The organism is Rathayibacter sp. Leaf248 (assembly GCF_920939495.1).
Classification (GTDB): domain Bacteria; phylum Actinomycetota; class Actinomycetes; order Actinomycetales; family Microbacteriaceae; genus Rathayibacter; species Rathayibacter caricis.
This window is the reverse complement of sequence record NZ_CAKLAV010000001.1, coordinates 2,721,480-2,735,697: the sequence shown is the minus strand read 5'-3', so window position 1 is coordinate 2,735,697 and position 14,218 is coordinate 2,721,480. Positions and strand designations below refer to the sequence as shown.

Sequence of the window (14,218 nt, the reverse complement as noted above, 5' to 3'; positions counted from 1 at the left end):
AACTCTCCGTAAAAAAATTACGACTCCAACCCCGAAGAGAAGGAAGTCAAGTTTGACCTCTAGCAAATAAGACATCATTACTGACATCAATTTCCAAAGGAATCCCAACCGGATCACAAAACCCGGCAGGGGTTATAAAATTGGCATTGAACATAGTGCACGCTGTTGAGTTCTCAAGAATCGGACACACCCCGCCTCCACCCCACAAAGGAGCTTCACAACGAGAGTGATCGAAGTATTCGTAAATCCGTGTTGCTTGTCACTGTGTGACCGGCTAAGCTGTAGAGAAGTTATTCTCTCCGCCGCCGTGGCAACTTGTATAACTTAGCACATCCGCAGGCCGTGTCAAATCCGGCTTCTTCGCGATGTCTTCACGCTCGAAGGCGCTCCGACGTTGCCCGGGCCGGACCGAAGTCCATCGCCGAGCGGCGAAGATGCTGAATCCGAAGGATCCTGCGAAGGCTTTACATCCTGCACACGAGGCGTGCTCCGAGAAGCTGCCTTGCGAGTGGATGGTCCCGATTGAGGCCGGGACGTAGGAGAGGCTCTTCCGAGCCCTGCTCTTTCCGTTTCCCTGCGGCCTTTGTGGCGACTCGGAATAAGTTACGCAGCGATCCGCACCGTGTCAAACGACGGGCGGAAATCGCGCATCCCGGGCGTGTCGCTCTCGACCTTCCTCCACAGGGGGGCGGAGGCAGATCCCTCCATGGGACACCGTCTCGCCGCTCGGAACCGCAGGGGACGGTCACGAGAATGGGCGCATGACCCGCTCCCACGTCCCCCGGCTCCCCGAGAGCAGCCCCCGAACGGTCAGTTCCCTCGCCGAGGCCCTCACCCTGATCGAGACGGCCCGGCAGGAGCGCCCCCTCCTCCTCGTCGGCGTGACCGGTTCGCCGGGATCCGGGAAGTCCACGCTCGCCGAGCACCTGCGACGGCGGACCCCCGGATCCGTCGTCCTCCCGCTCGACGGCTACCACCTCCCCCAGGAGCGGCTCCGCGAACTCGGCCGGCGCGACCGCATGGGCGCCCCCGACACGTTCGACGCGCAGGGGTTCGTGACGGCCCTCCGGACACTGAGGTCGGCGCCCGCCGGATCCACGGTGAGCGCCTCCTCCTTCGACCGCGCGATCGAGGAGCCCGTTCCCGGCGCCCTGAGTCTCCCCGTCGAGGACGGGACGGTCGTCCTCGTCGAGGGCAACTACCTGCTGCTCCGCGACGAGGGCTGGGAGGACGTGAGCCCACTGCTCGATCTGCGGATCCACCTGCGGGTGCCGGAGACCACGAGACGAGCGCGCCTGGTGGCGCGGCACCTCCGCTTCGGCAAGACGCTCGACGAGGCGATCGCCTGGACGGACGGCCCCGACGAGAGGAACGCCCGGCGGATCGAGGCCGCGGCGCGGTTCGCCGACGTCGTCCTCGAGCAGGCGTCGGAGCGTCCGCTCCGACTGCTCCACCTCTCGGACACGCATCTGCTCGCGGACCCCGCCGGGCGGTACAACCGGATCCTGGACACGCGGGCCGGCCTGGAGCAGCTGCTCGCCGCGCACGACGCCGTCGAGGGGATCGACGCGGTCGTCGTCTCGGGGGACCTCGCGGACGACGGCGCCCCCGCGTCCTACTCCGCACTCCGGGGCATCCTCGCGGCCTGGTGCGCCGCGCGCGGTGCCGAACTCGTGCTGGCGCTGGGCAATCACGACGACCGGGAGGGCTTCGGATCCTCCGGTCCTCGGAACACCGCGACCACTGTCCGAGGCGTGCGCATCCTGACCCTCGACTCCTCGGTGCCGGGCGGCGCCTCGTGGGGACTGCTCACGGAACCGACACTGGCGTGGCTCCGGGAGCGGATCGCCGAGGACCCCGACGCGCCCGTCGTGATCGTGCTGCACCACCCGCCGATCGAGGCAGTGGCTCCGCTGCACACGGTGATGGGCCTCGTGAATCCGCACGACCTGTGGGAGGCGGCATCGGGAGGCACCGTCCTCGCGGTCCTCGCCGGACACTGGCACCACGCGTTCGTGGATACGACGGGCCCTGCTCCCGTCGTGGTCGCTCCGGGTGCGGCGAACCGGACCGACGTGCTCGCCGGTCCGCGGCACGAGAGGTCGGTGGCCGCGTCCGGAGCGTCGGTCGTCGACGTGTCGGCCGACGGCGTGAGGGTGACGAGCACCGAGATCGACTCCCCCCACCGCGGAGCGGAGCTCTTCGACGTCAGCGGGGAGCGGCTCGCCGACGCGAAGCGCCGACTCGGCTTCCCCGGGTACTCCTCCGGCGCTCGACAGAATTAGTCAGTAGGCTGACTAATTCCTCGATCCCGTCGGAAGTGACCCATGACACCGCTCGTCCTCCTCGTCCGCACCCGTCGCCGCGCCTGGCTCACCGTGCTGTCCGCCCTGCTCGCGGTCGGGGCGCTGTTCGCCCTGCTGCCCTCGGGCGGCGAGTCGGGCTTCCCGCAGTCGGGTCTGCCCGACTCCGCGGAGTCGGCGCGAGCTGCCGCCCTGCTCGAGGAGTTCCCGTCGGCGGACACGACGGCGGGCGTCCTGCTGTGGAACCGCCCGAGCGGCCTGACGGACGAGGACCGTTCGGCGATCGCCGAGCGCGCCGAGGCACTCGCACTCCTGTCGACCACCCCGGAGGCGGTGCGGCCGCAGTTCAGCGAGGACGGCGAAGCGGCCCTCATCGCGGTGCCGCTGACGGAGTCCTCGGTGGAGGCCGACGTCGAGGGTGTCGCGTCCGAGCTGCGCTCCGCGGGATCGGAGGGGCTGCCGGCGGATCTGGACAGCTTCCTGACCGGGGCCGTCGGCTTCCAGGCCGACATCTCGAACGCGTTCGCGGGCGCGGATCTCCGCCTGCTGCTCGTCACCGTCCTGGTGGTCGCGATGCTGCTCATCGCCACCTACCGGAGCCCCGTGCTCTGGATCGTGCCTCTCGTGGTGGTCGGCGTCGCGGACGGACTCGCGCGGATCGTCGCGGGAGCGCTGGCCGAGGCGTCGGGGATCGCGCTCGACGCCTCCGTCAGCGGGATCCTGTCGGTCCTCGTCTTCGGAGCGGGCACCAACTACGCGCTGCTGCTCGTCGCCCGCTATCGGGAGGAGCTGCTGCGCGAGCCCGACCGGTACCGGGCGATGTCCACCGCGGTCCGCAGCGCCGGACCCGCGATCGCGGCCAGCGGAGGCACCGTCGCGCTGAGCCTGCTGACCCTGCTGCTCGCCGAGCTCGCCGGGAACCGGGCGCTCGGATTCGCCTGCGCGATCGGCGTCGCGATCGCGATCCTCTTCGCCCTCGCAGTGCTCCCCTCCGCTCTCGTGCTCTGCGGGCGCGGGCTCTTCTGGCCGTTCGTGCCGCGACCGGGAACCGGCAGCACCGCGGAGCGACCGGGACTCTGGACCCGGCTCGGCCGCCGCGTCTCCCGCCGGCCGGCGCGGGTCGCCGTCGCTGCCGTCCTGGGCGTCGCGCTGCTCTCGCTCGGACTGATCGGAGCGCAGGTCGGGCTCTCGCAGACCGATCAGCTGCTCGGGGATCCCGAATCGGTGCAGGCGCAGGCGGTCATCGACGAGTCCTTCGGGGCGGGGCTCACCGCGCAGACGACGGTCCTCGCTCCGGACGACGCGGTCGAGGACGCGGTCGCGATCGCCGAGGGGACCGACGGCGTCGACTCCGTGCGCCCCGGCGAGAGCGCGAACGGAAGGACCGCCCTCAGCCTCACGCTCGCCGGCGAGCCCGAGAGCGCTGCGGCCTTCGAGACGATCGGCGCGCTCCGCGACGCGTACTCGGCGGCCGACGGCGACGCCTCCGAGAGCCTCGTCGGAGGGAGCGACGCGACGGCGCTCGACACCCGGTCGGCATCGGAGCGGGACCAGGCGCTGATCATCCCGATCATCCTGGCGATCGTGTTCCTGATCCTCGCGCTGCTCCTGCGCTCGCTCGTCGCTCCGGTGCTGCTGATCGCGAGCGTGCTCGCGACCTTCTTCGCCAGCCTCGGAGCGGCGAACCTCCTGTTCCGCGGACTGCTCGGATTCCCGGCCTTCGACGCGAACGTGGTGCTCTTCGCGTTCCTGTTCCTCGTGGCGCTGGGCGTCGACTACAACATCTTTCTCGTCACCCGGGCCCGCGAGGAGCGGGCGGCGCACGGCACGCGCGAGGGCATGGTGCGGGCGCTCGCCTCGACCGGAGGCGTCATCACGAGCGCCGGGATCCTGCTCGCCGCGGTCTTCGCCGTGCTGGGAGTCCTCCCCGTCGTCGCCCTCACGCAGATCGGCGTGATCGTCTGCATCGGGGTCCTGCTCGACACGCTCGTGGTGCGGACGGTGCTGGTGCCGGCGCTCGTGTTCCTCACGGGCGACGCCTTCTGGTGGCCGGGCGTGCGCCGGAGCGGTGGCGGGAGGCGCATCCATGCCGTCCCGCTCGAGGATGCCGGGACGCGCTGACCGACGACGAGGCGCCGGGGCAGAGGGAAGCGGACGATGCGGGGCCGCACGCGACAGCCCGCACCGTCCGCTGATCGTGGTCCGCGGAGGCGGAGGTCAGGTCGACGGCAGCGCGACGGCTCCGGTCACGGCGGCCGCGTACTCGCGGGAGCGACGGGGCCGAGCGGGCTCGACATCGGTGTAGCGGCCGACGAACGGCGCGGGTGCCGCTCCGCTCGACACGTAGGAGCCCCACAGGGGGGAAGGCACGTACTCTGAAGATCGTTCGGTGGTCATCTCTCTCGTCTCTCGAAGTCGGGGATACATCGGACTCGCGCGGTGCCGGGGTCCAGCCCGGCACCGCGCACTCGTTCGGGCGGCGGAGTCAGGCTCCGATGCCCACTTCCTCCGGGGCCACGTCGGCGCCCGGCGCGGAGGGCTCGAGCGCCTCGGCGACGCGCTGCGACAGCGAGCTGTCGACGTTCGCCCAGTACTGCAGCACCCGCTGGCGCAGCTCGGGACGCGTGACCTTCGACACGTGCCCGGCGATGTTCGCGACGAGTCGCGCCCGGGCGGCGTCGTCGAGGACCTCGCGGTAGAGCGTGCCCGCCTGGCCGAAGTCGTCGTCCTCCGGGTGCAGGGTCGCCGCGGCGCGCGTCAGCTCGCCGTCGCTCTCCCAGCCGGTCGACTCCGCCGCGCGAGCGGGGTCGGCGTGCGCGCCGCCCATCGTGTTGGGCGCGTAGACCGGGACCTCGGACTTCTGGAAGTCGAAGCGCATGGCGCCGTCCTTCGAGTACGAGTGCACGGGCGACTTCGGCGCGTTGACCGGGAGCTGCGCGTGGTTGGCGCCCACGCGGTAGCGGTGCGCGTCGGCGTAGCTGAAGATGCGCGCGAGGAGCATCTTGTCGGGGCTCGCGGCGATGCCCGGCACGAAGTTCGACGGAGCGAACGCGGCCTGCTCGATCTGCGCGAAGTAGTTCTCGGGGTTGCGGTCGAGGATCATCGTGCCGACCTCGATCAGCGGGTAGTCCGCGTGCGGCCAGACCTTGGTGAGATCGAACGGGTTGAACCGGTACGACTTCGCGTCCTCGTAGGGCATGACCTGCACCGAGAGGGTCCAGGTCGGGTAGTCGCCGCGGTCGATCGCGGTGGACAGGTCGCGGATGTGGAAGTCGGCGTCCTCTCCGGCGATCTGGTCGGCCTGCTCCTGGCTGAGGATCTCGACGCCCTGGTCGGTCTTGAAGTGGTACTTGACCCAGAAGCGCTCGCCGGCCGCGTTGATCCACTGGTAGGTGTGCGACCCGAAGCCGTCCATGTGGCGCCACGAGCTCGGGAGACCGCGGTCGCCCATGAGCCAGGTGACCTGGTGGGCCGACTCCGGGGACAGGGTCCAGAAGTCCCACTGCATGTCGTGGTCGCGCAGGTGCGTGCCGGGGAGGCGCTTCTGCGAGCGGATGAAGTCGGGGAACTTGATGCCGTCGCGCAGGAAGAACACCGGGGTGTTGTTGCCGACGAGGTCGTAGTTGCCCTCGCTCGTGTAGAACTTCAGCGCGAAGCCGCGCGGATCGCGCCAGGTGTCGGGCGAGCCCTGCTCGCCGGCGACGGTCGAGAAGCGCGCGAGCATCTCGGTCTCGACGCCGGGCTGGAAGAGCGCGGCGCGGGTGTAGGCGCTCACGTCGCCGGTGGTGACGAAGCGACCGAACGCTCCGCCGCCCTTGGCGTGGACGACTCGCTCCGGGATGCGCTCGCGGTTGAACTGCGCGAGCTTCTCGAGGAGGTAGTGGTCGTGGAGCGCGAGGGGGCCGTCGGCCCCGACGCTCAGCGAGTGCTGGTCGCTCGCGACCGGCGCTCCGGAGTTCGTCGTCGTGAATCGTTCCTCGGTCATGTTCCTCCTGTCGGCGGCGCGCCCGTTCGGCGCACCACTGCGGTGATGGGGTCGGGTCAGTTCGCGGACGCCCGGAGGCAGTCGGGGCAGGTGCCCCAGAACGTGACCTCGGCCGTGTCGACGGCGAAGCCGCTCGACGTGGACGGGTGCAGGCACGGGGCCGCTCCGACGACGCAGTCGACGTCGGCCACGGCGCCGCACTGCCGGCAGACGACGTGGTGGTGGTTGTCGCCCACCCGCAGCTCGAAGCGGCGGGGGTGACCCTCCGGCTCGATGCGGCGGGTGAGGCCGGCGTCGGTGAACGCGGAGAGCACTCCGTAGACCGCTTGCGCGGAGGTGTCGGGGAGCTCGACGCGCACGCGCGCCAGGACCTCGTCGACTCCGGAGTGCGGGTGCTCCTCGAGTGCGTGCAGGACGGCGCGCCGCGTGGCGGTGGCCTTGAGCCCGGAGGCTCGGAGGCGGTCGTCCTGTGTCGTCATGCCGGTGACGTTACCGCAGTTGTGTTGAGTGAGTCAAAACAACGCGGCGAGTCGGGAGGGTGCTTGCGCGATCTGCAGGGGATGCGGCGGGCATGCGACTCCGGCTTGCGGCGGGAAGGGCATTCCCGGCCGGATCGCCTGCAGACCGCACAAGTGCCTGCAGATCGTGCAGACACCTGCAGATCGTGCGGGTACCTGCGGATCGGGCGGGTGCCTGCAGATCGTGCGGGTGACGGCAGATCGCGCGGGTGCCTGCAGATCGTGCGGGTGACGGCAGATCGCGCGGGTGCCTGCAGATCGTGCGGGTGCCTGCGGATCGGGCGGGTGCCTGCAGATCGTGCGGGTGACGGCAGATCGCGCGGATGCCTGCAGATCGTGCGGGTACCAGCGGAGTGGGCGGGTGGCGGCCGAGAGGGCGGCCGACTGCGGGCGGCGACGGAGCCGCGGGCAGGGGCGTCGCTCCGCCCGAGGTCAGGCGACGGGGCCCTCGGTGAGGGTGACGGGGGCGGAGTGGGCGGTTCCGGAGGCGTCGGTCCAGGAGAGGGTGACGGACTCGCCGGGCTCGCGGTCGGCGAGCGCCGCCGAGAGCGCGTCGGCAGAGGCGACCGGAGTGCCGTCGACGGCCGTGACCACGTCGCCGGCGGCGAGGCCGACCGTCGCGGCCGGGGTGCCCTCGATCACTCCGCCGACGACGGCACCCGCAGCACCCGCGCCCCCTGCGCCGGACGCGTACGGGCTCGCACCCGAGGAGAGCGAGACGCCCAGGAAGGCCGGGTAGCCGATCTCGATGGTCGCGGTCTCGGCGCCCGCCTCGATCTGCGTGACGATGTCGAGTGCGGTCGCGATCGGGATCGCGAAGCCCGTGATGTCGGCGGATCCGCTCGACGCCGCGGTGTCGATCCCGACCACTGCGCCGGAGGCGTCGACCAGGGGTCCGCCCGAGTCGCCCGAGACGATGTCGGCGTCGACCTGGATGAGACCGTGCAGCGTCTCTCCGGCGACACCCGTCTCGGACTGCGTGGTGATGCTCTGCTCGAGCGCGGTGACGGTGCCGGCCGCGGCGACCAGGTCGCCCGTGCCCTCGGCGTTGCCCACGGCGGTCACGGAGTCGCCGACCGCGACGCCGTCGGTGTCGAGCGTCGCGGGGGTGAGGCCGGAGGCGTCCTCGAGCTGCAGCACCGCGACGTCGTTCGTCGCGTCGGTGCCGACGACGCGGGCCGTGTAGGTCTCGCCGGTCGACTCGACGGTCACGGCGATGCCCGTCGCGCCCTCGACCACGTGGTTGTTGGTCAGGATCATGCCATCGGAGCTGAGGATCACGCCGGTGCCGGCGGAGCGCGCGCCCTGGTAGGTCAGGTCGGAGACGATCGTGACGACTCCGGTGGTCTGCGCGGTCGAGGCGGGGACGGCGTCGGTGGGCGTGCTCGTGCTCGACGAGGAGCCGGACCCGCCGCTGTGACCGGAGCCACTGCCGTACCCGGACCCGCTGCCGTACGGGGAGATCGCGAAGCCGCCGCCGAAGGACCCGTGCGAGCCGCCCGGGTAGACGATCGTCGCGGTGCTCGAGGAGGACGACGACGCGGCCTCGGTGGTGCCCGCGTACGAGACTCCGCCCGCCGCGACGCCGATCAGCACGGCGAGCCCGGCGCCACCCGCGACCAGCGCGCGGCGACGGCGGCGGCGGTCGTCGGTGCGGAGCGCGAGACGCTCCTCGGGCGCGGCGGCGGGGTCGGGCAGTCGCTCCGATCCGTCCGATTCGTGCGTCTCGTTCATGGTTCGTCCTCCAGCCGGGTCGCGGTCGTCGCGACAGGACTTCAGTGAACGACCGCGCCTTCGCGGCGCGCTGGGCGGATCCGATGAGGAGTCTATGAAGGTCGGCGAGTGGCCGAGGAAATAGTTGTGGCTACAACTGAGTTGGGTCTAGCGTGAACACGATGAACGCCACTGCCCCCGACCTGCTCGCGCCCGACACGACGATGGGCGCGGTCACGCTGCGCGTCGCCGACCTCGACGGGATGGTCGCGTACTACCGCGACGCCGTCACCCTCGACGTCCTCTCGCAGGACGGCTCCGTCGCCGTGCTGGGCCGCGGAGGCGTCGCCGCCATGATCCTGCAGCACGCCCCGGAGCTGCGCCACGCCGGCCCCCGCGCGGCCGGGCTCTTCCACACGGCGATCCTGTTCGAGTCGGAGGCGGCGCTCGCCGCGGCCGTCTACAGTGTCGCGACCCGGCACCCGGGCTCCTTCACCGGCAGCTCCGACCACCTGGTCAGCAAGGCCTTCTACTTCGACGACCCCGAGCACAACGGCGTCGAGCTCTACTGGGACCGCGACCGCACCCAGTGGTCGTGGACGCACGGGCGGATCGAGATGGGCACCCTGTTCCTCGACCCGAACACGTTCCTCCAGGAGCACCTCACCGAGGAGTCGATCGCGCAGCCCCGCCTCGGCGGCGCCTCCGTCGGGCACGTGCACCTCAGCGTCGGCGACGTGGCGACGGCGAAGGAGTTCTACGTCGATCGGCTCGGCTTCGAGACCACGATCGCGTACGGCGGCCAGGCGCTCTTCGTCTCGGCCGGCGGCTACCACCACCACATGGCCATGAACACCTGGAACTCGCTCGGCGCCGGACGGCGGCAGCTCGCCCTCGGACTCGGGCAGGTCGAGATCGTCGTGCCCGGGGCCGACGACCTCGGCGCCCTCGAGGAGCGGCTGCGCCACGCGTCGATCGCGACGCAGGACGACGGACGGACGCTCGGCTTCGAGGACCCCTGGGCGAACGCGATCCGGGTGACGGCCGCGGGTCGCTGAGCGCACCTCCTCCGCGATTCCGCGGGCGGTACCATGGGCGCGCGGACTCCCGCACACTCCCCCGACACTCCGGAGAGACACGATGCCCACGATCGTCGTTGAGGTCATGCCCAAGGCAGAGCTGCTCGACCCCCAGGGGAAGGCCGTCGCCGGCGCCCTCTCGCGCCTCGGCCACTCCGCCGTGAGCGGCGTCCGCGTCGGCAAGCGCTTCGAGATCACGGTCGACGAGGTCACCGACGAGGTGCGCGCCTCGATCGCCCGCATCGCCGACGAGATGCTCTCGAACTCGGTCATCGAGGACGTCGTCGGCATCCACTACCCGGAGGTCTGACCGACATGCGGATCGGCGTCATCACCTTCCCCGGCTCGCTCGACGACCGCGACGCGCAGCGCGCGATCCGGTTCGCCGACGCCGAGCCCGTCGCGCTCTGGCACGGCGACCACGATCTGCAGGGCGTCGACGCGATCGTGCTGCCCGGCGGCTTCTCCTACGGCGACTACCTGCGCTGCGGAGCGATCGCCTCGCATTCGCCGATCATGCGCGAGGTCATCGCCGCGGCGAACGCCGGCACGCCGGTCCTGGGCATCTGCAACGGCTTCCAGATGCTGACCGAGGCGCACCTGCTGCCCGGCGGCCTCATCCGCAACGACGCCGGATCCTTCGTCTGCCGCGACCAGCGCCTGATGGTCGCGAGCACCGCCACCGCCTGGACCAACGGATTCGAGCCCGGCCAGGAGATCACGATCCCGCTGAAGAACGGCGAGGGCGGCTACATCGCGTCGGCCGACACCCTCCTGCGGCTCGAGGCGGAGGGACGCGTCGTCGTCCGCTACCTCGGTGAGAACCCCAACGGCTCGATGAACAACATCGCCGGCATCAGCAACGCCCGCGGCAACGTGGTGGGGCTCATGCCGCACCCGGAGCACGCGGTGGAGCCCGGCTTCGGCCCGGACACCCGCGCCGCGATGCGCTCGGGCGTGGACGGACTGACGTTCTTCACGTCGGCGGTGCGCGCGCTGGTCGCTGCGGCGTAGCGCTCGACCGTCGGAACGGCCGGGACCCTTCGGGGTTCCGGCCGTTCGTCGTTCCCGGGGTTGCGCTGCTGGTGGACGGGGATCTCGAGACGCCCGCTGCGCGGGCTGCTCGATCAGCAGGACGGGCGCCCGCTGCGCGGTCCGGCCGCTCGGAACGGGCCTACGGGCCGGTGAGGACCTCGGGCTCGGGGGTCATCGAGATCGTGGGGATGGAGGCGGTGATGACGGTGCCGTCGGAGCGGCGGGTGCCCTCGATGTCGGACGTGGTCGGCGCGCCGATGAGGCGCGGGCCCTGGTGGCCGAGGCCCACGCGGACGGGGTTGCCGGCCTCGACGTGCACGCGCTCGTCGCGTACGGTGATCGCCGCGGCGTCGCCCGTCTCGACCGTCAGCAGCACCGCGTCCTGGGTGACCTCGACGCGCACTCGCGTGCCGTGCAGCGTGATGCGGAAGGTCAGCCGCTCCCAGTCGCCGGGCAGGCGCGGGTCGAGCGTGATCCGTCCGCCGTGGTCGCGCATGCCGCCGAAGCCGTAGACGAGGGCGCTCCAGACGCCGCCGGTCGAGGCGACGTGGATGCCGTCGGCGGTGTTGCGGTGCAGATCGGCGAGGTCGACGAAGAGGGCCGAGAGGAAGTAGTGCTTCGAGAGCTCGTGGTAGCCGACCTCGGCCGCGATGATCGACTGCACGACCGCCGAGAGGGTCGAGTCGCCGGTCGTCAGCGCGTCGTAGTACTCGAAGTCGGCGCGCTTCTGCTCGGCGGTGAACTCGTTGCCCTGCAGGAGGAGCGCCAGCACGACGTCGGCCTGCTTGAGCACCTGGAAGCGGTAGATGACCAGCGGGTGGAAGTGCAGCAGCAGCGGGCGCTTGCTCGCGGGAGTGTTCTCGAGGTCCCACAGCTCCTTCTCGAGGAACGCGGCGTCCTGCGGGTGGATGCCGGCGCGCTGGTCGAAGGGGATGTGCATCTTGTCGGCCGCGCGGGCCCACTCGAGGACCTCGTCCTCGTCGAGCGTGAGGCGGACGGCCATCCGCTCGTACGCGGCGGGCTCGACCGCCTTCAGCAGCTCGACGGCGCGCGCGGCGGCGCGGAGGTTCGAGCGCGCCATGACGTTCGTGTACAGGTTGTCGTTGACGACGGTCGTGTACTCGTCCGGGCCCGTCACTCCGTGGATGTGGAAGTGGTCGTCGCCGTTGCTGCGCCAGAAGCCCAGGTCGGCCCACATGCGCGCGGTCTCGACGAGGATGTCGATCGCTCCGCGCGCGAGGAAGTCGTCGTCGCCCGTCGCCGCCACGTACTGCATCAGCGCATACGAGATGTCGGCGTCGATGTGGTACTGCGCGGTGCCGGCGGCGTAGTAGGCCGACGACTCCTGGCCGTTGATGGTGCGCCAGGGGAACAGCGCTCCGCGCTGGTTGAGCTCGGCCGCGCGGGCGCGCGCCGCCTCGAGCATGTTCTGGCGGAAGCGCAATGCGTTCCGGGCGACGAGCGGCGCGGTGTAGCTGAGGAACGGGAGGACGTAGACCTCGGTGTCCCAGAAGTAGTGGCCGCCGTATCCCGACCCCGAGACGCCCTTGGCCGCGACTCCGCCGCCGTCGGTGCGCGCAGTCGACTGAGCGAGCTGGAAGAGGTTCCAGCGGGTGGCCTGCTGGATCGCGGGCTGACCGTCGATCTGCACGTCGGAGCGGGCCCAGAAGTCGTCGAGCCACTCGCGCTGCTTGACGAACTGCTCCTCGACCGGCGTCTCGCGGGCGCGGTCGAGGGTGCGGTCGCAGCGGTCGGCGAGCTCGCGCACCGGCACGCCGCGGGAGGTGTGGTACGTCAGCGTCTTGACCAGGCGGATCGGGTTGCCCGCCTTCGCCTTGACGCGGTAGACGTGCTTGGCGAGGTCGTCGTCGATCTGGGAGGTCTGGTCCCACTCGTTCTCGGTCTCGAGGACGTGCTCGGCGCCGCACGCGATCGTCATCTGCGAGTTGGTCGTCCGGTAGCCGAGCAGGTAGCGCGTGCCGTTGACGCGCTTCAGGCGCGGCTGGAGCACGCGGTCCTCGAAGGACTCGGCCTTGCGCGGGTCGAAGCCCGCCGCCTCGCTGCCCGAGGGCGCGTGGTACTCGTCCACTCCGTCCTGGCGGTTGAGGATCTGGCTCGAGATGAGGACCGACGCGTCGCCGTCGAGGAGCTCCACCTCGTAGTCGAGGATCGCCAGGTGGCGGTCGGTGAAGGACACCAGACGGCGCGAGCGGATGAGCACGCGCTTGCCCGACGGAGTGCGCCACTCGAGCTCGCGGTGCAGCACGCCGTTCGCGAAGTCGAGGCGACGCGAGTACGAGAGGATGTCGGCCTCGCTGAGCACGAACGGCTCGTCGTCGACGTACAGGCGGACGATCTTGGCGTCCGGCACGTTCACGATGGTCTGGCCGACGCGGGCGAAGCCGAACGCCTCCTCCGCGTGACGGATGGGCCAGGTCTCGTGGAAGCCGTTGATGAAGGAGCCGTAGGCGTAGCCGTCGCGACCCTCCTCGACGTTGCCGCGGAGGCCGAGGTAGCCGTTGCCGGTCGCGAAGAGCGTCTCGGTGCGCCCCTGCAGCTCGCTCGCGAACTCGGTCTCGAGCAGGGCCCACTCGTCGACCGGGAAGCGGTTGCGGTCGAGCGGGTCGGAGGTGATGGGGTTCATGCGGCGTCCTCGGGGGTGGAGACGGGGAGGAAGGGGAGGAGCTCGGCCAGGTCGTCCACGACGAAGTCGGCGCCGTGCTCGAGCAGGGTCTCGGCGCCGACTCCGCGGTCGACTCCGACGACGAGTCCGAAGGCGCCCGCGCGGCCGGCGGCCACTCCGGAGTGAGCGTCCTCGACGACGGCGCACTCGGCGGCGGTGAGTCCGAGCAGCTCGGCGGCGTAGAGGTAGGTGTCGGGGGCGGGCTTGCCCGCGATCGAGCGCTCGGCGGCGAGCAGGCCGTCGACGACGACCTCGAAGCGGTCGCGCAGGCCGGCGGCGACGAGCACGGGCACGCCGTTGCGGGAGGAGGTCACGACGGCGACCTCGACCCCCGCGGCGATCGCGGCGTCGAGGAACGCGAGCGAGCCAGGGTAGGGGGCGACCCCCTCCGCCTCGAGCACGGCGTTGAACGCCGCGTTCTTGCGGTTGCCCAGCCCGCAGACCGTCTCGAGCGCGGGGTCGTCGGACGGCTCGCCCTCGGGCAGCACGATGCCGCGGGAGGCGAGGAGCGCGCGGACGCCGTCGTAGCGCGGGCGTCCGTCGACGTAGCGGAAGTAGTCGGCGTCGGAGTAGCCCTCGGCGATCCCCTTCGACTCGAGGTACGACGTGAACAGCCGCGACCACGCGTGCATGTGCACGTCGGCGGTCGGCGTCAGGACGCCGTCGAGATCGAACAGGAGCGCTCGGAGCCCGCGGAGAGCGGAGGCGTCGGGGCGCGCGGAGGGAGCAGACACGGCGGGGGAACCTCTGGTCGGGGGCAGGATGCGGCGGTGTCCGCCGGCGACGGCCGCCCGCCACGGACTGTGAAGAATCGTATACGCCGCCCGGGGTGGTGTCTGGAACCGTTTACACGTCCGTCATGTGCGCGCCTCGCGACGCGCCCTGCGACGCCGTCTCCGTCG

11 protein-coding genes are annotated in these 14,218 nt (G+C 71.0%); 5 read left to right on the top strand and 6 right to left on the bottom strand.

What is annotated here, in order from left to right:
• Positions 1-761: 761 nt before the first annotated feature.
• Both LRG51_RS13020 and LRG51_RS13015 read left to right on the top strand, forming a co-directional pair.
• Entirely contained in the window at positions 762-2,285 is a 1,524-nt protein-coding gene (locus LRG51_RS13020) for a metallophosphoesterase (protein ID WP_230673056.1), read from the top strand.
• A gap of 42 nt (positions 2,286-2,327) precedes the next feature.
• Positions 2,328-4,424 carry an MMPL family transporter gene (locus tag LRG51_RS13015; RefSeq protein WP_230673055.1) on the top strand — a complete coding sequence of 699 codons (2,097 nt, stop codon included), beginning with the start codon at positions 2,328-2,330 and terminating at the stop codon, positions 4,422-4,424.
• Positions 4,425-4,520: 96 nt separating this feature from the next.
• On the opposite strand, the gene LRG51_RS13010 is transcribed toward LRG51_RS13015, so the two are convergent.
• From LRG51_RS13010 to LRG51_RS12995, 4 genes are all read right to left on the bottom strand, one after another.
• On the bottom strand, positions 4,521-4,673 hold the full coding sequence (locus LRG51_RS13010; RefSeq protein ID WP_157603212.1) for a hypothetical protein: 153 nt from the start codon (positions 4,671-4,673) through the stop codon (positions 4,521-4,523).
• 115 nt (positions 4,674-4,788) lie between these two features.
• Positions 4,789-6,288: a catalase gene (locus LRG51_RS13005; RefSeq protein ID WP_055794307.1), complete on the bottom strand. Its 1,500-nt coding sequence runs from the start codon at positions 6,286-6,288 to the stop codon at positions 4,789-4,791.
• A gap of 56 nt (positions 6,289-6,344) precedes the next feature.
• Entirely contained in the window at positions 6,345-6,767 is a 423-nt protein-coding gene (locus LRG51_RS13000) for a Fur family transcriptional regulator (protein ID WP_055794305.1), read from the bottom strand.
• Between the two features lie 471 nt (positions 6,768-7,238).
• The gene (locus LRG51_RS12995; protein WP_230673054.1) at positions 7,239-8,540 is read right to left on the bottom strand and encodes a S1C family serine protease; all 1,302 of its coding nucleotides are present in this window, start codon (positions 8,538-8,540) and stop codon (positions 7,239-7,241) included.
• Between the two features lie 161 nt (positions 8,541-8,701).
• Here LRG51_RS12995 and LRG51_RS12990 point away from each other — a divergent pair, with 161 nt between their 5' ends.
• From LRG51_RS12990 to purQ, 3 genes are all read left to right on the top strand, one after another.
• Positions 8,702-9,577: a VOC family protein gene (locus tag LRG51_RS12990; RefSeq protein WP_230673053.1), complete on the top strand. Its 876-nt coding sequence runs from the start codon at positions 8,702-8,704 to the stop codon at positions 9,575-9,577.
• A gap of 82 nt (positions 9,578-9,659) precedes the next feature.
• Positions 9,660-9,908, top strand: coding sequence for a phosphoribosylformylglycinamidine synthase subunit PurS (gene purS / locus LRG51_RS12985; protein WP_055794302.1), 249 nt, complete (start codon positions 9,660-9,662; stop codon positions 9,906-9,908).
• 5 nt (positions 9,909-9,913) lie between these two features.
• Positions 9,914-10,612 carry a phosphoribosylformylglycinamidine synthase subunit PurQ gene (purQ, locus tag LRG51_RS12980; protein WP_055794300.1) on the top strand — a complete coding sequence of 233 codons (699 nt, stop codon included), beginning with the start codon at positions 9,914-9,916 and terminating at the stop codon, positions 10,610-10,612.
• A gap of 160 nt (positions 10,613-10,772) precedes the next feature.
• Here the strand turns inward: purQ and LRG51_RS12975 are convergent, their stop codons facing one another.
• Both LRG51_RS12975 and LRG51_RS12970 read right to left on the bottom strand, forming a co-directional pair.
• Entirely contained in the window at positions 10,773-13,277 is a 2,505-nt protein-coding gene (locus LRG51_RS12975; RefSeq protein ID WP_055794298.1) for a glycoside hydrolase family 65 protein, read from the bottom strand.
• The gene (locus LRG51_RS12970) at positions 13,274-14,050 is read right to left on the bottom strand and encodes an HAD family hydrolase (RefSeq protein WP_230673052.1); all 777 of its coding nucleotides are present in this window, start codon (positions 14,048-14,050) and stop codon (positions 13,274-13,276) included. Before LRG51_RS12970 ends, LRG51_RS12975 begins: the two co-directional genes overlap by 4 nt.
• Between the last annotated feature and the right edge of the window lie 168 nt (positions 14,051-14,218).

Excerpts from the sequence above, each read along its gene's own strand:
- LRG51_RS13005 (WP_055794307.1), bottom strand. The coding sequence starts at position 6,288 with ATGACCGAGGAACGATTCACGACGACGAACTCCGGAGCGCCGGTCGCG.
- LRG51_RS12975 (WP_055794298.1), bottom strand. The coding sequence starts at position 13,277 with ATGAACCCCATCACCTCCGACCCGCTCGACCGCAACCGCTTCCCGGTC.
- LRG51_RS13020 (WP_230673056.1), top strand. The coding sequence starts at position 762 with ATGACCCGCTCCCACGTCCCCCGGCTCCCCGAGAGCAGCCCCCGAACG.
- LRG51_RS12995 (WP_230673054.1), bottom strand. The coding sequence starts at position 8,540 with ATGAACGAGACGCACGAATCGGACGGATCGGAGCGACTGCCCGACCCC.
- LRG51_RS12990 (WP_230673053.1), top strand. The coding sequence starts at position 8,702 with ATGAACGCCACTGCCCCCGACCTGCTCGCGCCCGACACGACGATGGGC.
- LRG51_RS13015 (WP_230673055.1), top strand. The coding sequence starts at position 2,328 with ATGACACCGCTCGTCCTCCTCGTCCGCACCCGTCGCCGCGCCTGGCTC.
- LRG51_RS13000 (WP_055794305.1), bottom strand. The coding sequence starts at position 6,767 with ATGACGACACAGGACGACCGCCTCCGAGCCTCCGGGCTCAAGGCCACC.
- purS (WP_055794302.1), top strand. The coding sequence starts at position 9,660 with ATGCCCACGATCGTCGTTGAGGTCATGCCCAAGGCAGAGCTGCTCGAC.
- purQ (WP_055794300.1), top strand. The coding sequence starts at position 9,914 with ATGCGGATCGGCGTCATCACCTTCCCCGGCTCGCTCGACGACCGCGAC.